At 61.0% G+C, this 18,543-nt stretch carries 20 protein-coding genes; 11 read left to right on the forward strand and 9 right to left on the reverse strand.

Annotated elements, in window-relative coordinates:
• Positions 1 to 6: 6 nt before the first annotated feature.
• Positions 7 to 831: an AraC family transcriptional regulator gene (locus B4L76_RS13620; RefSeq protein WP_296233165.1), complete on the reverse strand. Its 825-nt coding sequence runs from the start codon at positions 829 to 831 to the stop codon at positions 7 to 9.
• A gap of 129 nt (positions 832 to 960) precedes the next feature.
• Here B4L76_RS13620 and B4L76_RS13625 point away from each other — a divergent pair, with 129 nt between their 5' ends.
• The 3 genes from B4L76_RS13625 (at position 961) to B4L76_RS13635 (ending at position 2,942) form a co-directional block, all read left to right on the forward strand.
• Entirely contained in the window at positions 961 to 1,479 is a 519-nt protein-coding gene (locus tag B4L76_RS13625) for a carboxymuconolactone decarboxylase family protein (protein ID WP_296233166.1), read from the forward strand.
• Positions 1,480 to 1,647: 168 nt separating this feature from the next.
• A complete protein-coding gene (locus B4L76_RS13630; RefSeq protein ID WP_296233167.1) occupies positions 1,648 to 1,893 on the forward strand; it encodes a DUF2790 domain-containing protein in 246 nt (81 codons plus the stop codon).
• A gap of 32 nt (positions 1,894 to 1,925) precedes the next feature.
• Positions 1,926 to 2,942 carry an alpha/beta hydrolase gene (locus B4L76_RS13635; protein WP_296233168.1) on the forward strand — a complete coding sequence of 339 codons (1,017 nt, stop codon included), beginning with the start codon at positions 1,926 to 1,928 and terminating at the stop codon, positions 2,940 to 2,942.
• Positions 2,943 to 3,192: 250 nt separating this feature from the next.
• Here B4L76_RS13635 and B4L76_RS13640 read toward each other — a convergent pair whose 3' ends face one another.
• Both B4L76_RS13640 and B4L76_RS13645 read right to left on the reverse strand, forming a co-directional pair.
• Positions 3,193 to 3,915, reverse strand: coding sequence for an SDR family oxidoreductase (locus B4L76_RS13640; protein WP_296233209.1), 723 nt, complete (start codon positions 3,913 to 3,915; stop codon positions 3,193 to 3,195).
• A gap of 139 nt (positions 3,916 to 4,054) precedes the next feature.
• Positions 4,055 to 4,843, reverse strand: a complete 789-nt coding sequence (locus B4L76_RS13645; RefSeq protein WP_296233169.1) for an SDR family NAD(P)-dependent oxidoreductase — start codon at positions 4,841 to 4,843, stop codon at positions 4,055 to 4,057.
• A gap of 130 nt (positions 4,844 to 4,973) precedes the next feature.
• Between B4L76_RS13645 and B4L76_RS13650 the strand changes: the two genes are divergently transcribed.
• The 3 genes from B4L76_RS13650 to B4L76_RS13660 all read left to right on the forward strand — a co-directional run bounded on the left by B4L76_RS13650 (position 4,974) and on the right by B4L76_RS13660 (position 7,429).
• Positions 4,974 to 5,882 carry a LysR family transcriptional regulator gene (locus B4L76_RS13650; RefSeq protein ID WP_296233170.1) on the forward strand — a complete coding sequence of 303 codons (909 nt, stop codon included), beginning with the start codon at positions 4,974 to 4,976 and terminating at the stop codon, positions 5,880 to 5,882.
• 482 nt (positions 5,883 to 6,364) lie between these two features.
• Positions 6,365 to 6,997 (forward strand): LysE family translocator, encoded by a 633-nt coding sequence (locus tag B4L76_RS13655; RefSeq protein WP_296233171.1) that lies wholly within the window; start codon positions 6,365 to 6,367, stop codon positions 6,995 to 6,997.
• A 72-nt stretch (positions 6,998 to 7,069) separates the two neighbouring features.
• Complete coding sequence (locus tag B4L76_RS13660; RefSeq protein WP_296233172.1) at positions 7,070 to 7,429, forward strand: hypothetical protein; 360 nt, start codon at positions 7,070 to 7,072, stop codon at positions 7,427 to 7,429.
• A gap of 134 nt (positions 7,430 to 7,563) precedes the next feature.
• Here the strand turns inward: B4L76_RS13660 and B4L76_RS13670 are convergent, their stop codons facing one another.
• Complete coding sequence (locus B4L76_RS13670) at positions 7,564 to 8,418, reverse strand: LysR family transcriptional regulator (protein ID WP_296233173.1); 855 nt, start codon at positions 8,416 to 8,418, stop codon at positions 7,564 to 7,566.
• Positions 8,419 to 8,492: 74 nt separating this feature from the next.
• On the opposite strand from B4L76_RS13670, the gene B4L76_RS13675 reads away from it, so the two are divergent.
• Positions 8,493 to 9,458, forward strand: a complete 966-nt coding sequence (locus B4L76_RS13675; protein WP_296233174.1) for a DMT family transporter — start codon at positions 8,493 to 8,495, stop codon at positions 9,456 to 9,458.
• Between the two features lie 22 nt (positions 9,459 to 9,480).
• On the opposite strand, the gene B4L76_RS13680 is transcribed toward B4L76_RS13675, so the two are convergent.
• From B4L76_RS13680 to B4L76_RS13690, 3 genes are all read right to left on the reverse strand, one after another.
• Positions 9,481 to 10,395 carry an AraC family transcriptional regulator gene (locus B4L76_RS13680; RefSeq protein ID WP_296233175.1) on the reverse strand — a complete coding sequence of 305 codons (915 nt, stop codon included), beginning with the start codon at positions 10,393 to 10,395 and terminating at the stop codon, positions 9,481 to 9,483.
• Positions 10,396 to 10,523: 128 nt separating this feature from the next.
• Positions 10,524 to 10,883 carry a hypothetical protein gene (locus B4L76_RS13685; RefSeq protein WP_296233177.1) on the reverse strand — a complete coding sequence of 120 codons (360 nt, stop codon included), beginning with the start codon at positions 10,881 to 10,883 and terminating at the stop codon, positions 10,524 to 10,526.
• A gap of 245 nt (positions 10,884 to 11,128) precedes the next feature.
• Positions 11,129 to 12,052 (reverse strand): NADP-dependent oxidoreductase, encoded by a 924-nt coding sequence (locus B4L76_RS13690; protein ID WP_296233179.1) that lies wholly within the window; start codon positions 12,050 to 12,052, stop codon positions 11,129 to 11,131.
• A gap of 310 nt (positions 12,053 to 12,362) precedes the next feature.
• Between B4L76_RS13690 and B4L76_RS13695 the strand changes: the two genes are divergently transcribed.
• Complete coding sequence (locus B4L76_RS13695) at positions 12,363 to 13,100, forward strand: SDR family oxidoreductase (protein ID WP_296233181.1); 738 nt, start codon at positions 12,363 to 12,365, stop codon at positions 13,098 to 13,100.
• Positions 13,101 to 13,224: 124 nt separating this feature from the next.
• On the forward strand, positions 13,225 to 14,124 hold the full coding sequence (locus tag B4L76_RS13700; protein WP_296233182.1) for a helix-turn-helix domain-containing protein: 900 nt from the start codon (positions 13,225 to 13,227) through the stop codon (positions 14,122 to 14,124).
• Positions 14,125 to 14,161: 37 nt separating this feature from the next.
• Here the strand turns inward: B4L76_RS13700 and B4L76_RS13705 are convergent, their stop codons facing one another.
• Together B4L76_RS13705 and B4L76_RS13710 are read right to left on the reverse strand one after the other, a co-directional pair.
• A complete protein-coding gene (locus B4L76_RS13705) occupies positions 14,162 to 14,923 on the reverse strand; it encodes an SDR family NAD(P)-dependent oxidoreductase (protein ID WP_296233183.1) in 762 nt (253 codons plus the stop codon).
• 148 nt (positions 14,924 to 15,071) lie between these two features.
• Complete coding sequence (locus B4L76_RS13710; RefSeq protein ID WP_296233211.1) at positions 15,072 to 15,977, reverse strand: LysR family transcriptional regulator; 906 nt, start codon at positions 15,975 to 15,977, stop codon at positions 15,072 to 15,074.
• Between the two features lie 249 nt (positions 15,978 to 16,226).
• Between B4L76_RS13710 and B4L76_RS13715 the strand changes: the two genes are divergently transcribed.
• Positions 16,227 to 17,504: a bifunctional O-acetylhomoserine aminocarboxypropyltransferase/cysteine synthase gene (locus B4L76_RS13715; protein WP_170030383.1), complete on the forward strand. Its 1,278-nt coding sequence runs from the start codon at positions 16,227 to 16,229 to the stop codon at positions 17,502 to 17,504.
• 64 nt (positions 17,505 to 17,568) lie between these two features.
• Entirely contained in the window at positions 17,569 to 18,333 is a 765-nt protein-coding gene (locus tag B4L76_RS13720) for a hypothetical protein (protein WP_296233184.1), read from the forward strand.
• Positions 18,334 to 18,543: the final 210 nt, after the last annotated feature.

The raw sequence follows: 18,543 nt of genomic DNA on the forward strand, positions 1-18,543 counted from the left end.
CAGGCCCTATGCCGAACTCTGCTTCAGCCAGGCCATCGGACTGGCGCCAACCTTGCGCCGGAAAGTCCGAGCCAAGGCCGACGGGCTTTCGTAGCCCACCTCATCGGCGATCAGGGCGATCGGGCGCCCCTCGCGCAAGCGCTTCTGGGCCAGGCTTATGCGCCAGTTGGCCAGGTAGTCCGCCGGGGTCATGCCCACGGTGTGGCGAAAGTGCGCGGCAAAGCTGGCCCGCGACATGCCTGAACGATCAGCCATTTGCGCCACCGACCAGTTGTGCTGTGGTTCGCTGTGGATGGCCACCAGTGCGCGCGAGAGCTGGGCGTCGGCCAGCCCGGCCATCATTCCCGAAGCAATGCTGCGGTTGGCGACGAGGTGGCGAAGCAGCTGGATCACCATCAGCTCGAACAGCCGATTGAGAATGACATCGCGGCCACAATCGTCGCCGAAGGCCTCGGTAAACAGCCAGTCGAGGGTACCCGTCAACCCAGGCAATTCGCTTAGCGGCTTGATGATGAAATCCGGCAAGGCCAAGGTCAGCGGGTTGTTGGCACCACCCTCGAACTGCAAGGTGGCACAAACCAGCTCCGCCTCATCGGCTTCGGTCGCCACCAACCGGTGTGCCTGCGGGCGCACCGCCAGGATCAGGCTCGGTTCGTTCAGTTCTAAGACCTGCCCGCGCTTGTCCCTGAAGGCGAGGCGGCCGGAACGCAGCAGGTGGGCGTACCCCACCCTCTGTTGCCCATCAAGGTCGGTGGTGCCACAGAACCCGCCCTGGTGAAACGTGGCGGCATGCAGGTTGAAATGTTTGAGTAAAGTCGACAATCGATCCATGGCGCGCTCGGGTTTAGACGATCTGTTGCATAATTTCGATGATCTGCAGCCGAAAGGAAAGCCTTGCTCCCTAACATTGACTCCAAGCTTGATCGACAAGCCCCGTAAATCAACCTTTGGAGAATGACCATGACTCGTATCGCTGCCCTCTCGCTGGACCAGGCACCTGCCGGCTCGCGCACCGCCCTGGAAGGTATTCAGAAAGGCCTCGGCTTCATCCCCAATGCCTTCAGGACCTTGGCCCACTCCCCTGCTGCATTGAACGGTTACCTGGGCCTTGCCCAAGCCCTGGGCAAAACCTCGCTGAGCGCCGCTGAACGCGAAGTGGTCGCCCTCGCCGCTTCGGACGTGAACGGTTGCGACTACTGCCTGGCCGCACACGCTTTCTTCGCAGGCAAAGCCGGCTTGAACGATGACGCAATCAGCCAGGCCCGCAGCGGCACGCTCAGCGCCGTTGCCGCGCTGGCGCGCCAGGTCACCGAAAGCCGCGGTCAGCTGACCGACCAGCAGGTTGCAGCAGCCCGCGAATCTGGTATCGACGACGGCAAGATCGTCGAGGTAGTAGCGCAGGTGACGCTATTAACCCTGACCAACTACCTGAACAACATTGCCGTAACCGATATCGACTTTCCGCCGACGGCTAGCTAGCCAAACCGCCCGGCCATCGCCACTCAGCGGCGATGGCCGGGGCTGATGCAGCAATTCAATCAGCACCATTACGGAAATATATTTTGCGCGCTAACTATTAACGCGCAATATAACACTCAACCAGCAAGCACATGCTGATTCCACTGTCCCAGCTAACGGAGCATGACCATGAACTTCAGCAAAGCAATCGCCATCGCCACCTTGACCTTCGGCGCCAGCTTCGGTGCCTTCGCCCAGGCTGCCACGCCGTACCAGTACGGCGATCACCTGGACATCGCCCAGGTCATCGCCGTGGACGCCCCGGTCAACGCCAGCGGGCACGCCAGCACTGCCACCCTGACCTACCGCGACAGCGATGGCAAGGTGCAGAAGGTCAGCTACCTGCTGCCGACCACCTCCGCCAACCAGAACTGATTGCCCCATTCAGTACCCCCAGGAGCTTGGCCATGAAACTCTCCCGCCCCCTCGCCGCCGGCCTGCTTGCGCTCGCCGTCAACAGTGCCTTCGCCGCCGGTAGCCCCGGTGTGGAAACCACCACCCAGGCCTTCCTCCAAGCCCTTGAAGCCGGTGGCGGCAAACCGCTGGAAACCCTGGCGCCGAAAGACGCACGTGCCGTGCTCAGCGGCGCCCAGGCCAGCGTGAAGGTGGACGTTTCCGGCATCCAGGTCGAGCGCCGCAGTATTTCGGTCGACGGCCAGGCCCTGGAGATCCGCGTGGTACGGCCACAGGGGGCGAAAGGCGAGCTGCCGGTGTTCATGTTCTTCCATGGCGGTGGCTGGGTGCTGGGTGACTACCCCACCCATGAACGCCTGATCCACGACCTGGTGCTCGGCTCCGGTGCAGCGGCGGTCTACGTCGACTACACGCCATCGCCGGAAGCGAAGTTCCCCACCGCCATCAACCAGGCCTACGCCGCCACCCGCTGGGTTGCCGAAAACGGCAAACAGATTGGCGTCGATGGCAGCCGTCTGGCGGTGGCAGGCAACAGCGTCGGTGGCAACATGGCGGCGGTGGTCGCGCTCAAGGCCAAGGAGGCCGGCACGCCTAAGCTGCGCTTCCAGGCCTTGCTGTGGCCGGTGACCGACGCCAACTTCAACAACGGCTCGTACAACCAGTTCGCCGAGGGCCATTTCCTGACCCGCAACATGATGCAGTGGTTCTGGGACAGCTATACCACCGACCCCAGGCAGCGTGACGACATCCATGCCTCGCCGCTGCGCGCCAGCCTGGAGCAGTTGAAAGGCCTGCCACCCGCGCTGGTACAGACCGCCGAGATGGACGTGCTGCGCGACGAAGGCGAAGCCTACGCGCGCAAGCTGGGCGCTGCCGGTGTACCAGTGACCGCCGTGCGCTACAACGGCATGATCCACGACTTCGGCCTGCTCAACGTGCTCGGCCAGGTACCCGCTACCCGCAGTGCGATGGACCAGGCTGCCCAGGCGATCAGACTGCACCTGCAGTGATCGTGGTTGCAGCTTACTGGTATCTTCCCGGGCCAATAGCGCGGCTGCCACAAGTACAACCCAGGTCTGCAGGCGGGTGGTATTCATGTGGGAGCCGCGCTTGGCGGCGATGGGCTGCGAAGCTGCGCTGGTTTGAAAGTGTCTGCCAGGGGTGGAAAGCGGTCATCCAAGAGCGGCAGCTATCGACCCAAAGCGGACCTTCGCGAATGGCTACATACGGCCAGAAGCGGCCCTTCGAGGAGCACTTTAACTAGAACGCGCTCCTACCGATTGATGCACCGCCATCAACGTAGAGTGTCTGCCCAGTGATGAATGAACTCTGCTCACTAAGCAGGAATGTTGCTGCGGCAGCTACTTCATGAGGCTGCCCTAATCTCCCCATAGGTACTGCTGCAATGTAAGCGGCCTCGCCGGAGCTTCCTTCAGGATTTCCACCTCGGAACAGATCTGTCTCGATAGGGCCGGGGGCGATCGCATTGACTGTGGTCCCGGTTTGCGCCAGCTCCAGCGCCCAGCCTCGCGTGAAGCTAATCAAGGCGGCTTTTGCGGCGGCGTAGGATGTGCGTTGCCGGATTCCTAGAACCGTCAGGCTGGAGATATTCACTATTCTGCCCCAGCCCCTTTCGGACATACCCGGCAGAAGAGCCTGGGCTGCCAACAGTGCAGGATGCAAATTGACCTTCATGACCTCGTCGAAGCTCGTTAGGTCGACGTCAAGGACGCCTTGAGGCTTCACCAGCCCTACGTTGTTAACGAGCCCGTCGAAGGTATAGCGAGCCTTAAGTCCTTCAAGCGCCTGGATGGTGCTATCTGTATCGCTCAGGTCGGCAGCAATCAATTCTCCTGGGAAATGACTGTCTTCCACCCGTCGAGCGATGCCAACAACTCGGTGCCCACTGGCCGCAAGCTGCTCGGCGATAGCCCGACCGATGCCCTTACTGGCGCCCGTTATTAGGAAAGTACGTTCCAGCATGCCGCTCATACCGCTCTCCTTTCACCTAGGTGCTTCTACGCCGCTATGCCCTACGTCGGGCATAGCGTTCGAGCCCGCCAGCAAGAAGGTCATTTATTCCTTCGTTTGCGGGCAGACTTTTTTTCATCACGCAATGGATTTAGACGATGGTCTGCACAGTGCCGCCTTCTGCACGAATTGCCGCACCATTGATCACCGCAGCACGTTCACTGGACAGGAACGCCACTACGTTTGCGACTTCGGCTGGTTTGGCCAGACGGTAGATCAGCGAAGAGGGGCGATTCTCTGCCATGAATTTCTTCTCGGCCTCGGCATAAGGCAGTCCCGGATTCACAGACTCGATGAAACCCTTGAGGCTTTCTGTCTCGGTAGGTCCTGGCAGCACGGCGTTGACGGTCACGGAGGTGCCCTTGGTCAGCTCGGCAAGGCTGCGGGAGATGGACAGTTGCGTAGCCTTACTCGCGCTGTAATGGGCCATCGCGGCCATCGGAGTCAGTGCAACTTCGCTTGAGATGAAAATCACCCGGCCATGGCCGCGCTCCAGCATGCCCTTCATGTAGGTACGGGCCAACCGCACTCCACTCCAGACGTTGGTCTCAAACATGCGCTGCCAGTCTTCATCAGTGGTGCTGAAGAAGTCGCTCAGCTCATAGGTGCCCATGTTGTTGATCAGGATGTCGATCTGCGGATATGCGGCGGCTGCGACCGCCTCGCCACCAGCCAGACTGACATCTGCAACTAGCGGCAGAGCACGCCCTTCGCCAAAACGCTTGTTTAGCTCGTTGACGCGCTGCGCCACGCCGCCTTCACTACGCCCGTTGATGATGACGCGAGCACCATCTTCTAGGAGTTGAGTGGCAATCGCCAAGCCGATGCCTGCAGTGGAGGCGCTTACCAATGCAGTTTTGCCTTCTAAACCAAGATTCATACCATTCTCCAACGTTGAATTGAGGGGCGGATCAGTCCGCTGGGGAGAAGTATGGAGGTGTCCGAATGCGTTGATTAGCGCATGCAATGGAATATGATTGCAGAAGAAAATTCACATATAGGATGAGTTCATGGACAGCCGTAGCGGAGAGATGCTGGTTTTCAGCAAGGTCGTCGAAACCGGCAGTTTTTCTGCGGCAGGAAAGCTACTGAACCTGACGCCTTCAGCGGTAAGCAAGCTCATCTCCCGGCTGGAAGAGCGATTAGGTGTGCTCCTTTTTGAACGCTCTACACGTCAGCTGGCAATCACCGGTGAAGGTGCTCGTTTCTACGATAGTTGTGTCCGGATACTTAACGACATCGAGGAGGCGGAGCACGACGCCTTCGGCTCGTCTGCGGCCCCGAGCGGCCTCCTGCGAATCAATACGTCGGTGCCTTTTGGGACGCACCAGCTACTTCCGATTATCAGTAACTTTAACCTTAGGTATCCCGACATCACCCTCGACCTATCGCTTACAGACGCCTTGGTTGATTTGAAGCGCGAACGCATTGATGTAGCGATACGCATGGGTCCGCTGGACGACGCCAGCTTTCGTGCACGCATGTTGGGTACCAGCCGCCGCGCGGTCGTGGCTTCACCGGGCTATTTGGCTCGTCATGGTGTACCGAGAACACCGGATGAGCTGGAGAATCATCGTTGTTTCAATTTCAACTTCCGCCGATCCCGTGACGAGTGGCCGTTCAAGCTGAACCAGCAAACCCAGTACCTGGCGGTGCGCGGCGATATGCTGACCAACAATGGCGAAACCATGCGCCAAATGACAATCAATGGGCTGGGGATTAGTCGGCTAGGAATGTTCCATGTCGCAGAGGATCTGAAAGCGGGTCGGCTCGTCGAGCTGCTCGCTGATTTCAATCCAGGGGACACCGAGGAGATCCATGCGATCTTCAATAACCAACGCTACATGCCGCAACGGGTAAGGGTTTTCATCGACTTTCTGGTTGAGAGAGTCGGACCGTTGCTGAGGTCGCTTGGCTAAAAGAAAAGGCCGCAGTCTGGGCTGCGGCCAATATATCCTGCTTGCGGTTTGAGCCTTGCCTCAGCCCGTCCGGCTTTACGAATTTGACTCAGGCCACCTGGTGCATTTCATCAAGCTCGAACTCACCTATGCAGTGTCCAGCCGTTTGGCGAAATGCGCGTATAGCATCGCCCTGCATATGTGCTCTCCAAGCTTTTGCGCCGAGCTAGGCAGCCAGGTGGCAATTGAAATGACGGCATTTTGGGCGATTGCTGCCCTTTGCGGAAGGCCGCTTTGGGTCGATAGCGGTCAGTCGTGAACGGCTGCAATCGACCCATTGCGGCCGATCGGGACGTCCACGAAACCAGGGGCGATTCAGTTCGCCGTGCTGATTCACAGCATCGTTGTCGTCAATCTGAGCCCACTTTTCCTAGAGATGCGACTTTCAACAGGCAGCTTTTGAGGTTAACTTCCCCTCTGAATCACGCCGAGGCCATCTCTCTATGTCGATTGCTGACAACCTTCTTGCGTTCACCTTCGCAGCAACACTGTTAACACTGACGCCCGGCCTCGACACTGCGTTGATATTGAGAACGGCCACCGTGGAAGGAAAGCAGCAGGCTTTTCGCGCCGCACTGGGCATCAACACAGGTTGCTTGCTGTGGGGCGCCGCTGTGGCATTTGGACTAGGCGCACTGATTGCCGTATCAACGTTGGCATTCAACGCCTTGAAATACTGCGGTGCCGCCTACCTAGCCTGGCTCGGGCTGAATATGCTCTTACGTCCGCGTACATCATTGTCGCCTGTCCAAGCGACAGCAAAGCCAAGCCATGACTGGTTCCTGAAGGGAGTGATGGGAAATATCCTGAATCCCAAGATTGGTATTTTCTACGTCTCTTTCTTGCCCCAATTCATTCCCCAAGGCCAGCCATTGGTTGCCTGGACGTTCGGCTTGGTCAGCATTCACGTGGCAATCGGGTTGCTATGGTCGATTATTCTGATCGCCGCAACCCAACCGCTGGCCGGTATATTGCGGCAGGAGAAGGTAGTTGCCTGGATGGACCGTGCAACAGGAATGATCTTCGTTCTTTTTGCTGCTCGTCTCGCCTTCAGTAAACGTCAAGCCCTTCTGTAAGGCGCCGGTGTATTGCTCGGAGACGCCGCCCGAATGGAGATGGTGAACAACCCACCCCATGAGCCAAGACAAATGGAAGAAATGGAATCGATCGTCGCCCCAGGCGGCAGGTTCTCGGTCAGGGTCGCCGCCTGGGAAGCGCGCAACAGCCAGTGGGTGTATGTGCCCTCGCTCCTTGATACGCACACCCAAGCGGTCATTTTTGCATTTGCCAGCCCGCATTGGTCCATGGATCAGGCCACCTGGCGCAGTGATGCGACGGTTCATTTCGTGCTCCGAAAATTTCCGGGCGATCACCACCCGGCGACACTGGAGCTCTTGGTGAATTGCGCCAATAAGACTGCGGCCGTGGGGGCAGGCACCGAATTCAGGCTTGCCGAGATCGAGCAGGCACTGGAGGCCGCATTCGAGAAGAAACCCAGTGTGTCCTGACGATCGATCGGTCAATCCACAAGTAAGGCTCCCGCCCCAGCCTGGACAGGCGATGGTCTTCACTGGCTGCGAAACCAGGCGTGTGGCCTTCAAGTGACGTCCAATGCACGATCAGGGGAACACGCGGCCCTTGCCTATAACCGAAACGATTGCCGCATCGCCCGCGCCAGCAAAGTCACGGCGGCGTCCCCGCCCGATGCCGGGCTGCGCACGAACAGGATGTCGTGGTCGGGAATGGCCGGCAGGCCCTCTAGGATCTGCATGCGCTCGGTAACCTTGGCCCGGTCGATCACACTGATGGCCAAACCGGCCTCCACGCAGGCTTTGACAGCCTGGTTGGAATGGCTTTCGAGGATGATCCGCGAGCGGCGTCCCGAAGCCTTGAGTGATTCGACCATGGCCTCACGATAGGGGCATTGCAAGGCATGGGCAGCCAACGGCAACGGGTCGTCAAGTACCGCTGTTGCGTTGATTGGCCCGACCCAGACCGGCGTGGTCGATAGCAGTCGCTCGGCATCAGGCCCGAGCATGCCTTCGACCTGGGCAATGACCGCTGCCTGCAATTTGCCGCGCCGGACCAACGCCCTCAGGGCATGGCTCGGCCCGGTCCTGAGTTCGAGCACCACATTCGGCCAGGCAGCGCTGAACATCGGCAAGATGTCGCGGATCACATGGGACGCGTATTCATCAGGGACACCGAGCGTGATACGCCCGGCCAGATCCGGCCCGTGCAGCTCTGCCAGCACCTGATCGTGGGTGCGTAACAGTTCGGCGGTCGAGTTCAACAGCCGCCTGCCCAGGGCCGTCAACGATATGGACTGGTTGTCGCGATTGAGCAACCTGCCACCGGCGACGGCCTCCAGTCGTTGAATATGAACGCTGACCGCCGCCGGGCTCTTATGCAACTGCTCGGCCGCAGCGCTGAATTTGCCGATGCGCACCACGGCGTGAAAGGTACGCAGAAGGTCGATATCGAGCGTGGTAGCCATGATTCAATATCCGTAAAGAACTGCTGCAGCTATTTTTGATTTATCAGATTACGCCAATTTCGTAGTGTCGGGGTATGAACCAGCACCTGCTGCGCCCGCCCCCCACGCCCACCCGTCGCCACTGGCTGCGGGCCTTGCCGCTGCCCTTGCTTGAAGCCGGGCTGCTGCTGACCTGGAGTTCCGGGTTCATCGGTGCACGCTTTTCCATTGATCATGCCCCCGCCCTGCTGGTGGTGTTCTGGCGCTGCCTCGTGGTGACTCTGCTGTTGTTCCCGTTCGTCTGGCGGGCCCTGCCCCATACGCCATTCACCGTGTTGCTCAGCCACGCGGGCATCGGCTTGCTGGCCATGGCCGGCTACCTGACCGGTGTGACGCAGGGCATTGCCCTGGGTGTGCCCGCCGGCCTGGCCGCGTTATGCGCCGACCTGTTGCCGCTGGGCATGGCGCTGCTCGCAGCGCTGGTACTGGGCGAGCGCCTGCCGCTGCAGGTGTGGGCCGGCCTGATTGTCGGGCTGCTGGGGGTGCTGTGGGTGACCCACGATGCGCTGATGCTGGGCATGGCACCGATGTGGGCCTATGGCCTGCCCGTGGCCGGCATGTGCTCGCTGGCAGTCGCCACGTTGTGGCAAAAACGCAGCAAGGTGCCGGCCATGGGCCTGTTGCCCAACCTCTGGCTGCAGTGTTTCGTCTCCAGTTTCGCCTTCGCGGCCATCGAAGGTAGCCAACGCAGCCTGGCACCGCTTGCCAGCGCAGGCTTTGCACTGAGCGTGTCGTGGACCGCGGCCCTGTCGACGCTTGGCGGCTATGGGTTGTACTGGGCCTGCCTGCGCAGGTCCTCGGCCACCCGCGTTGCCAGCGTGCTGTACCTCAGCCCACCGATCACCCTGCTCTGGGCCTGGGCGATGTTCGATGAGCCGTTGTCCTGGCAGATGGCAGCGGGGATGGCGCTGTCGGCGGTCGGCATCTGCCTGGTAGTACGCGCCGAGGCCCGGCAAGCCAGCCGCGATGAGTGCAAGCCCAACCACCCTACCCCTCGCTGATGTAACGGCGTCAAGCGGCGCCTCACCCCAGGGACCGGAACTTCGCGATATCCCGGCTGGGTGGTGCCCCGAACATCCGGCTGTATTCCCTGCTGAATTGTGACGGGCTTTCATAGCCGACCTTGAAACCGGCCGTAGACACATCAAGCCCCTCCGAGATCATCAACCTGCGCGCATGCTGCAGGCGCAGTTGTTTCTGGTACTGCAAGGGGCTCATGGCGGTGACCGCCTTGAACCGATGATGAAGCGTGGAGTTGCTCAGATTGACGTAACTGGCGAGCTCATCGATGCGCAACGGCTGCGCATAGTTACTGTTCAGCCATTCGATCGCCCGGGTGACGCGGTGGGTCTGGCTGTCGGCAATGGCTATCTCATGCAAACGCTGGCCTTGCTGGCCTTTGAGCAGCCGGTAGAAGATTTCCCTCAGGGCCAGCGGTGCCAATGCCTGGATGTCCGATGACGCATCCAGCAGCCGCACCAGTCGCAACATGGCCTCCAGCAACGAGGCATCGATCCTGTCCAGGAACAGCCCGCGGTGGGGTGGTTGGTTCGGCACGCCGATCGGGCTGACGTCGGCGATCAGCTGAGCGATTTCCGCCGGGTCGATATCCAGGCGGATACAGAAATACGGCAAGTCTGCCGATGCCTCGATCACTTGCCCTGCCAAAGGCAGCGTCACAGAGACGACCAGGTAGTTCAATGGGTCGTAGGTATAGCTCTCATCCCGCAGTTGGACCTGTTTGCGGCCCTGCACGATTACGCATAACCCCGGTTTATGAACAGTGTGGATGACATCGGTTGGCGAGTCGCTGCGGATGAAGTGCAGCGGTTCGATCGCTGTCGGGTACACGCCATAGTTCGGCGCAAAACGTTGCATGGTCGATGCAAGCTCGGCCCTGAGGCGGGTCAGCTCTTCGTCCCGTTCATTCACCACCATTACCTCCCGTCAGGCTGTGCCGATTGCAGAGGATAGGTCGGTTTGCAGTACCTTGGGTAGATGCCTGGTGAGCACATTCAATGCAAAAGCCCGGCGTCGCCGGGCTTCCGGGGAATAGCTCATGGGCGTCAGACATAGCGGGCATGAACCGTATCGTTTTCGGCCACACGACGATCAATGAGGCGATCGGCACCGCCCTCAGCCATGCGGCGATAATTGAGACGATCCGCACCGCCCTCAGCCATGCGGCGATCATTGAGACGATCCGCACCGCCTTCAGCCATGCGGCGATCATTGAGACGATCCGCACCGCCCTCAGCCATGCGGCGATAATTGAGCCGATCCGCACCATCCTCAGCCACCAATGGTACAAGCATGCGTTTACAAGGCTGATTCCAGATGCCGATCTCCTTGGCCGGCAGCGCCATCGAACTTGCGCTCAGTACAGACAAGGCGATTCCAATCATCACGTGGTTAACTTGTTTCATGACAGCGTCTCCGTAATTGGCGATGGATTCGTTGCCGGTTGTCAGTGCAAAGCGTGACGTTGATTCCTGAAACCTGCAGGCTCGGTCGCTCTGATGGCCGGCGGCAGAAGCGGGTTCGCTTGCTGCCTGGGCTCAGATTAAGGCGGCGGTAATACGGCCGTTATTTGTTTCCTGCGGGGAATTTGCCCATTCCTGCGCCGAGCCTTCGCGCTAGCACGTTGGCTCAAAGCACAGGGCATGGTGGTTCAATGATTCGCATCCAGAACCAGTTTGCCGCGGGTATGTCCCGTACGGCTCAGCGCCAGAGCTTGCGCCGCGCTGGAGAGCGGAACGATCTCGACCTCGACCTGGAGCTTGCCGTCATCGAACAATTGCGCAATCTGCGCTAACTGGCGCCCGTCCGAGCGGGTAGCGAAATGCTTGCCAGCGACGCCGTGTTCGGCAGCTATCCGGGGGTCGGGTGCGCTGACCGGTGATACAAGTACCCCGCCTCGTTTGATAACTGTCCAGGACCGGGCCTGGGTTTCTCCGCCAACCAGGTCGAGAACCACGTCGACATCTGTGGCCAGGTCTTCGAACTGCTGCGTGGTGTAGTCAATGAATTGCCGGGCACCGAGTGACGCTAGATACTCCCGGTTTCTGGCCGAGCCCGTTGCCAGTACGTATGCGCCAGCCAGGCGTGCCAGCTGGACAGCAAAGCTGCCGACGCCTCCGGCAGCACCATGGATCAGTACTTTCTGGCCGGGTTGAAGGTTGGCCTGTTCATGCAGTGCTTGCCACGCCGTGAGCGCTGCGGCAGGCACACCACCGGCATGGAGGCGCGGTAGCCGGGCGGGCGTATGTGCAAGCCTGTCGGCGGTTGTCAGCACCTGAGTCGCGTAGCCGCCAACTATCCCTATGAAGCCGAATACCTCATCTCCCACCCTGAATTCGTGCACGTTCTTTCCAACTGCTGCAACGGTGCCGGCAACCTCGACCCCGGGTGTATAAGGCAACGGCAACGGGATGAACTGCTGCATGGCCCCCGAGAGGATCTTCCAGTCGATCGGATTGATTCCGCTGCCGGCTACGTTGACCAGCACCTGATCATCGCTGGGCAGCAGATCTGGTAATTCCCGCAGCGCCAGCCCTTCAACCTGGCCGTACTGTGCAACCTGGATAGCTTTCATGAGTAGTCCCGCCTGTAAGTAATGAGATGTCTGGGCGTGTAGCGCGGCGCTTCGGTTACTGGCGAGGCGCGGCGAAACTGATGGACGCAAGTGTGGGTCAGCACGCCTTGGCTGAATAGCCGTTTAATTTCTGCGTTTATGTTCGAAAAAATAGAAAAGCTGTGCCCAACGAACGCCATCAATCCCTCATGCAGGATCGTGCATGCCCTCCGCAGGATCTGCATAACCCGTCCCGGCCCAGGCTTCTTACTCTTGCTTCACCACCTGCTTATCGGCGGGGGCTTCTTCAGCCAGCAACAGGAGTGAGAAAATGCAAGGCATTGAACAAAAAGTCATCGTGATTACCGGCGCCAGCAGTGGTATCGGCGAAGCCACCGCACGCTTGCTCGCCAGCAAAGGCGCGCGTGTGGTCCTGGGGGCCCGCCGCACCGATCGCCTCGAAGCACTGGCCAGTGAGATTCGTGCAGCAGGCGGTATTGCTGATGTCCTGGCGCTGGATGTCACCCGCCTGGATGACATGCAGTCGTTTATCGACTTCGCTGTCGAACTGCATGGCCGCGTCGATGTGCTGATCAACAACGCCGGCGTCATGCCGCTTTCCAAGCTGGAAGCGCTCAAGGTCGATGAGTGGAACCGGATGATCGACGTCAACATCCGCGGCGTATTGCACGGCATTGCCGCAACGCTGCCACTCATGCAACAACAACGTGCCGGGCAGATCATCAATATCGCCTCCATCGGTGCCTACGCCGTGAGCCCTACCGCTGCGGTGTACTGCGCCACCAAATATGCCGTTCGGGCTATCTCCGAGGGCTTGCGCCAGGAGGTGGGCGGTGACATCCGGGTCACCGTGATTGCCCCAGGCGTCACCGAGTCCGAACTGGCCGACAGCATTTCCGATGAGGGCGGGCGCGCCGAGATGCGCGAGTTCCGCAAGATCGCGATTCCAGCCTCGGCGATTGCCAGGGCGATCGCCTACGCCGTGGAACAGCCTGCGGATGTCGATGTCAGCGAACTGATCGTGCGCCCCACCGCAAGCCCATTCTGAATGTACTGACGGCAGCCAGGCACGCACTGGGAGCAGTGCCGGAATGGAAACATTCCGGCATTTTTTTTGACCGGTGTCTCTAAACTGTTTTCCAGGCGGCGACCAACACGAGGCAAGGCTACCCATGAATGTCATCGAGCGGACTTCTGCCCATGGGCTGGAGGCTTATATCCGTGGGCAGCGGCTGGCCGCCTCGGATGTTCTGGCCGATCGCGACATGCTGGTGCAGATCTTCAACCGTGAGCGCGAGCAAGGTAACTTCATCGTCCCCGCAGTTGCCGAGCCCCTGCTGGTATGGGTCATCTCCGGGGACGCTACGGTGCAGGAACGTGAGCTTGGCGGCGAGTGGCAAAGCAGCCGGGTGAGCAAGGGTGATTTCTTCCTGACGAACTCGGCCCAACCTTACGAGATGCGCTGGAAAGTGGACGGCGCAGCAGCCTTCGAAGTGATGCACATCTACCTCGGCATCCCGCTGCTGGAGAAAGCCATTCACGAGGTGTCGGGCGGCGTTGTGGAAGCACTTCGCCTGCGTGAAGTCTCGGGCGGGCGTGACGAAGGCTTGTCCGTTCTGCTGCAACAAGTGCAGCGGGAATTGACAGGGCAACGGCCCAGCCCGCTTTATCTGCAAGGGCTGGCCCAGTGCATTGCCATTCACCTTGCGCGCAACTACCTGGACAGCTCAGCGGACGATATCGTGCGCCGCAACGCCCTGCCCGCTTACAAGCTACGCCGCGTGTTGTCGGCGATGGAAGCCAACCTGGCCGGGGAATTCCAGCTCGCGCAGCTGGCCGGGATAGCCGGGATGAGCGAGTACCACTTCAGCCGGCTGTTCAAGAAGGCCGCGGGCTACTCGCCCTCACAGTTCTTTATCCGGCTGAGGATGGCAAGGGCGCGGCGACTCCTTGTGGAGACGGACCAGAGCGTCATTGATATAGGGCTTGAGGTTGGCTACAGCAGCGCCAGCCATTTTTCCCAGGTGTTCAAACGTGAAGTTGGCGTTACGCCCACTCAATACCGCAGGTAGCGAGTGGGCAACGCCATTCACCGGTACCAGGCGCGCATCACCCCACCGGGACGCTCATGCCGCCGTCAGCCATGACCACCGAACCGACAATGAAGCTGGCGCGCTCCGATGCCAGGAAGGCCACGATTTCGGCGATTTCCTGCGGTGCTGCCGCTCGGCCGATAGGCGCAGACTTGCCGTGCTCCTGCAGGAAGCCGCGACCGTCCTCCATGAAATGGTTCAAGAGGTTGGTCACCACGTCACCGACGCCAATGGCGTTGACCCGGATGCCATGTTCGATCGCCTCCAGCGCCTGGGTACGGGTCAATTGCGCCAGCGCACCCTTTGACGCGGTGTAGGCCGCGATACCGGGGAAGGCGAAATAGGATGCATAGGAGGCAATGTTCACGATCGCCCCGCTCTTGTGCTTCATCATTTCCTTCATGGCTTCCCGGGAATGCAGGAACGCCCCCGTCACGTTGGTTTGCATCTGCCATTCCCAGTCTTCGCGGGTCATCTCCACCAGCGGTTTGTACAGGATGCGCCCGGCGTTGTTGACCAGCACGTCCAGCTTGCCAAAGTGCTCGACCGCCAGCGCCACTGCCTGCTCGGCAGCACCGTCGACAGTGATGTCAGCGACAAACGGAACAAGACCAGGGCGCTCAAGTGCGTTGACCGCTGGGTCGATGTCCTCGGCGATCACCTTCGCACCGCGAGCGTGAAGGAGTTCGGCAATGGCCTTGCCGATGCCGCTGGCCGCACCGGTGACCAGCACTACTTTGCCTGCCACTTCGTTTGGGGTTGGGATGAAGTCGGTCATTTCGTGTCTCCAAGTCAGAAATTGGTTGTCGCTTTCGACGGTGCCAATTTCTCTCTTTTCGACATGGGCCGCCTTGGCGACCTTGCTCTGGCTATCGGAGTTTTGCTTCTTTCGACCTGGCAGGACTGGTTCCACTCAGGTGCAAACTTCAGCGTTCGCCAGCTTGCTGGCTGAAGCGCTCGATGAGCCACCGCCCCGCCGGCCCTGGCGGTGAGTCAGTGCGGTAAATAGCATCAAATGCGTAAGCGCCGCCTTTGCAATCCGGCAGATCGAGTGCGACCAGGTGCCCTGCATCGAGGTCCGCTTGCACCATAGGGACAGGCATATTGCCCCAGCCGATGCCTTCCTTGAGCAACATGTGTTTTGCGCCCAGGTCCGCGAGCCGCCACGTTTGCGGGCTCACCACTGCGAAATCGCGGTCCCCGGTCAGCGTTGATCGGTCTGATAGCACCAGCTGAACGAAATGTCTCGCCGCACCAGGTTCATTGCAGCCGCCGCTGGCGAGTGGGTGCGCAGGGGCAGCCACAGGTATCAACTGCACGCTACCCACGCCGACACGCTCAAGGCCATCTCGCCCGATGTCCAGCGGGCCGCTGATGCCGATGACAGCTTGCTTTTCGATCACCCGCTGAGTGACCGCACCCAGTGCTTCCATGTGAAGGCGCAAGGTCACCGTTGGAAATACCTGGCTGAAGGTCTTGAGCGCATCTACCACCCGCTCTGCAGGTAACATCACGTCGAGGGCAAGATGAACTTCTGCTTCAAGCCCATGCAATAGCCCGGACACCTTCGAGCGCAGTCCGTTGACGCCGTTGATGATCGTCCGTGCTTCGGCAAGCACGGTTCGTCCAGCCTCAGTCAGTTGTGGCTTGCGCGTCGTGTTGCGGTCAAAAAGCGATACGCCAAGCTGCATCTCCAGATTTGAAATGGCATAGCTCACTACCGAGGTAGCGCGGTGCAGTGTTCTTGCCGCGCCGGCGAAGCTTCCCACCTCTACCACCGTCAGGAACACTTTCAGCTGGTCCAGGGTCGGGGTGCCAGGGTTCGAAATCATTTTCACCCGCTCGAGCATGTTGGATTGCAGCATCCTATTTGGGGCACACCGCTATGTCGATAACGTGGTGATCGCCCGTTATCAGCAAATCAGTGGTCAAGGGGTGTAAAAGGCTGAGTGGTCAGGCGCCCACGGGCTTTGTCGGGCACTATCGGGCCCAGCGTCGTGACATCTCCCCACCCACCCTTGACCCACACCCTCCCCGCGCCACATGCTCGGTCGCTCCACCCACGCTCAAGGAACGATTGCATGAAGCTGGAAACCCTCGCCATCCACGCAGGCTTCAGCCACGACCCGGCCACCCGGGCCGTGGCCGTGCCGATCTACCAGACCACCTCGTTCGCCTTCGACGACACCCAGCACGGCGCCGACCTGTTCGACCTGAAGGTGGCCGGCAACATCTACTCGCGCATCATGAACCCCACCAACGACGTGCTCGAGCAGCGCATGGCGGCGCTCGAGGGCGGGGTCGGTGCGCTGGCAGTGGCCTCGGGCATGGCGGCCATCACCTATGCCATCCAGACCGTCGCCGAGGCGGGCGACAATATCGTCTCGGTGGCCAAGCTGTACGGCGGCACCTACAACCTGCTGGCGCACACCCTGCCACGCATGGGCATCCACACCCGCTTTGCCGCGCACGACGACATCGCCGCCCTGGAAGCGCTGATCGATGAGCGCACCAAGGCAGTGTTCTGCGAGTCCATCGGCAACCCCGCCGGCAATATCGTCGACATCGCCGCGCTGGCCGAAGCTGCCCACCGCCACGGCGTGCCGCTGATCGTCGACAACACCGTGGCCACCCCGGTGCTGTGCCGGCCGTTCGAGCATGGGGCGGACATTGTCGTGCACTCGCTGACCAAATACATCGGCGGCCACGGCACCAGCATCGGCGGTATCGTCATCGACTCTGGCAAGTTCCCCTGGGCCGAGCACAAGGCGCGCTTCGCCCTGCTCAACACCCCCGACCCGTCCTACCACGGCGTCACCTACACCGAAGCCTTCGGCCCGGCCGCGTTCATTGGCCGCTGCCGCGTGGTGCCGCTGCGCAACACCGGCGCCGCGCTGTCGCCATTCAACGCCTTCCTGATCCTGCAAGGCCTGGAAACCCTGGCCCTGCGCATGGAACGCCACACCGAGAACGCGCTCAAGGTCGCCCGCTACCTGCAAGCCCACGAGCAGGTCGCCTGGGTGAAGTACGCCGGCCTGCCCGACCACCCAGAGCATGCCCTGGCCCAGCGCTACACCGGCGGCAAGCCGGCGTCGATCCTGTCGTTCGGCATCAAGGGCGGCCAGGCGGCCGGCGCGCGCTTCATCGATGCGCTGCAACTGGTGGTGCGCCTGGTGAATATCGGTGACGCCAAGTCACTGGCCTGCCACCCCGCCTCCACCACCCACCGCCAGCTCAACGACGAAGAGCTGGAAAAGGCCGGCGTGCCGCGCGACATGGTGCGCCTGTCGATCGGCATCGAGCACAGCGACGACATCATCGCCGACCTGGCCCAGGCCCTCGAGGCCAGCCGCGGTTGACCCTTCCGCGCCCCACCCAATGGCGACGGCGGGCGCACCTTGTACAACAGCGGACTCTCCTGCAATGACCCTGTTCTACCTGAAACTCATCGTGACCCCACTGCTGATGTGGGCCATTTCCCTCGCCTCGCGGCGCTGGGGTGGCCTGCTCGGCGGATTGCTATCCGGCCTGCCGGTTACCTCGGCGCTGGTGATGACCTTCCTGTGCCTGGAACAAGGCACCGACTTCGCCCTGGGCGCAGTGCCCGGCGCGCTGGGCGGCCTGGCCGCGGTGCAGGCCACCTACACGTTCTACCTGTTCGCCACGCACCGGCTCGGCCTTGCCCCGGCCGTGTTGCTGGCGATCCTGTTCTACGGCCTGGCTGCCTACGCGTTCACCCACTGGGGCAGCCTGTACGTGTCGATTGGCGTGGCGCTGCTGCTGATCGGCGTACTGATACGCGCCAGCGGCCGCGAGCCCAAACCGGACACCCTGGCCCGCCCCCGGCATCGCTACTGGGAGATCCCCCTGCGCATGCTGTCGGCAACCGCGCTGCTGATGCTCACCACCCACCTGGCCAGCTGGCTGGGGCCGGCGACCAGCGGGATGCTGGCGCCGATCCCGGTCATTGCCTGGCCATTGGTGGTGTTCGCCCATGTGCAGCATGGCCGCGCCGGGATGGCGGCGATGGTGCGCGGCAATGCGATTGGTGCGGTGGGGGTGATTGCGTTTTATCTGGTGATTGCGGGGCTGCTAGAGGCCTGGGGTGTTGCCATTGCCATCAGCCTGGCCATGGTTTGTGCCGTAGGGCTGACCATCGGGTTGGCGGCTGCGTTGCGACGGCGCTGAGCCATCCGCCGCGCCTGCCCGAGCGGCATCCATCACTCAGAGAAGTTTCCTACAAGCTTTTAGGAAGACCAAAGCCGCTCTGGAAAGCGATTCCCCGTTAGTGTTCAGAGGCCGACAAGCCCCGGCCAACACGAGGATCGCCCATGAGCATCAGTCAACGCATTGCCATCGCGGCGGCCGAAGCCGGCTTGCCGCACGACCAGTGCATGT

This window comes from Pseudomonas sp. UBA4617 (assembly GCF_002386445.1).
Taxonomy (GTDB): domain Bacteria; phylum Pseudomonadota; class Gammaproteobacteria; order Pseudomonadales; family Pseudomonadaceae; genus Aquipseudomonas.

Bases quoted from the DNA above. Each gene is read 5' to 3' on its own strand.
- B4L76_RS13620 (WP_296233165.1), bottom strand. From the start codon at position 831: ATGGATCGATTGTCGACTTTACTCAAACATTTCAACCTGCATGCCGCC.
- B4L76_RS13625 (WP_296233166.1), top strand. From the start codon at position 961: ATGACTCGTATCGCTGCCCTCTCGCTGGACCAGGCACCTGCCGGCTCG.
- B4L76_RS13630 (WP_296233167.1), top strand. From the start codon at position 1,648: ATGAACTTCAGCAAAGCAATCGCCATCGCCACCTTGACCTTCGGCGCC.
- B4L76_RS13635 (WP_296233168.1), top strand. From the start codon at position 1,926: ATGAAACTCTCCCGCCCCCTCGCCGCCGGCCTGCTTGCGCTCGCCGTC.
- B4L76_RS13640 (WP_296233209.1), bottom strand. From the start codon at position 3,915: ATGCTGGAACGTACTTTCCTAATAACGGGCGCCAGTAAGGGCATCGGT.
- B4L76_RS13645 (WP_296233169.1), bottom strand. From the start codon at position 4,843: ATGAATCTTGGTTTAGAAGGCAAAACTGCATTGGTAAGCGCCTCCACT.
- B4L76_RS13650 (WP_296233170.1), top strand. From the start codon at position 4,974: ATGGACAGCCGTAGCGGAGAGATGCTGGTTTTCAGCAAGGTCGTCGAA.
- B4L76_RS13655 (WP_296233171.1), top strand. From the start codon at position 6,365: ATGTCGATTGCTGACAACCTTCTTGCGTTCACCTTCGCAGCAACACTG.
- B4L76_RS13660 (WP_296233172.1), top strand. From the start codon at position 7,070: ATGGAAGAAATGGAATCGATCGTCGCCCCAGGCGGCAGGTTCTCGGTC.
- B4L76_RS13670 (WP_296233173.1), bottom strand. From the start codon at position 8,418: ATGGCTACCACGCTCGATATCGACCTTCTGCGTACCTTTCACGCCGTG.
- B4L76_RS13675 (WP_296233174.1), top strand. From the start codon at position 8,493: ATGAACCAGCACCTGCTGCGCCCGCCCCCCACGCCCACCCGTCGCCAC.
- B4L76_RS13680 (WP_296233175.1), bottom strand. From the start codon at position 10,395: ATGGTGGTGAATGAACGGGACGAAGAGCTGACCCGCCTCAGGGCCGAG.
- B4L76_RS13685 (WP_296233177.1), bottom strand. From the start codon at position 10,883: ATGAAACAAGTTAACCACGTGATGATTGGAATCGCCTTGTCTGTACTG.
- B4L76_RS13690 (WP_296233179.1), bottom strand. From the start codon at position 12,052: ATGAAAGCTATCCAGGTTGCACAGTACGGCCAGGTTGAAGGGCTGGCG.
- B4L76_RS13695 (WP_296233181.1), top strand. From the start codon at position 12,363: ATGCAAGGCATTGAACAAAAAGTCATCGTGATTACCGGCGCCAGCAGT.
- B4L76_RS13700 (WP_296233182.1), top strand. From the start codon at position 13,225: ATGAATGTCATCGAGCGGACTTCTGCCCATGGGCTGGAGGCTTATATC.
- B4L76_RS13705 (WP_296233183.1), bottom strand. From the start codon at position 14,923: ATGACCGACTTCATCCCAACCCCAAACGAAGTGGCAGGCAAAGTAGTG.
- B4L76_RS13710 (WP_296233211.1), bottom strand. From the start codon at position 15,977: ATGATTTCGAACCCTGGCACCCCGACCCTGGACCAGCTGAAAGTGTTC.
- B4L76_RS13715 (WP_170030383.1), top strand. From the start codon at position 16,227: ATGAAGCTGGAAACCCTCGCCATCCACGCAGGCTTCAGCCACGACCCG.
- B4L76_RS13720 (WP_296233184.1), top strand. From the start codon at position 17,569: ATGACCCTGTTCTACCTGAAACTCATCGTGACCCCACTGCTGATGTGG.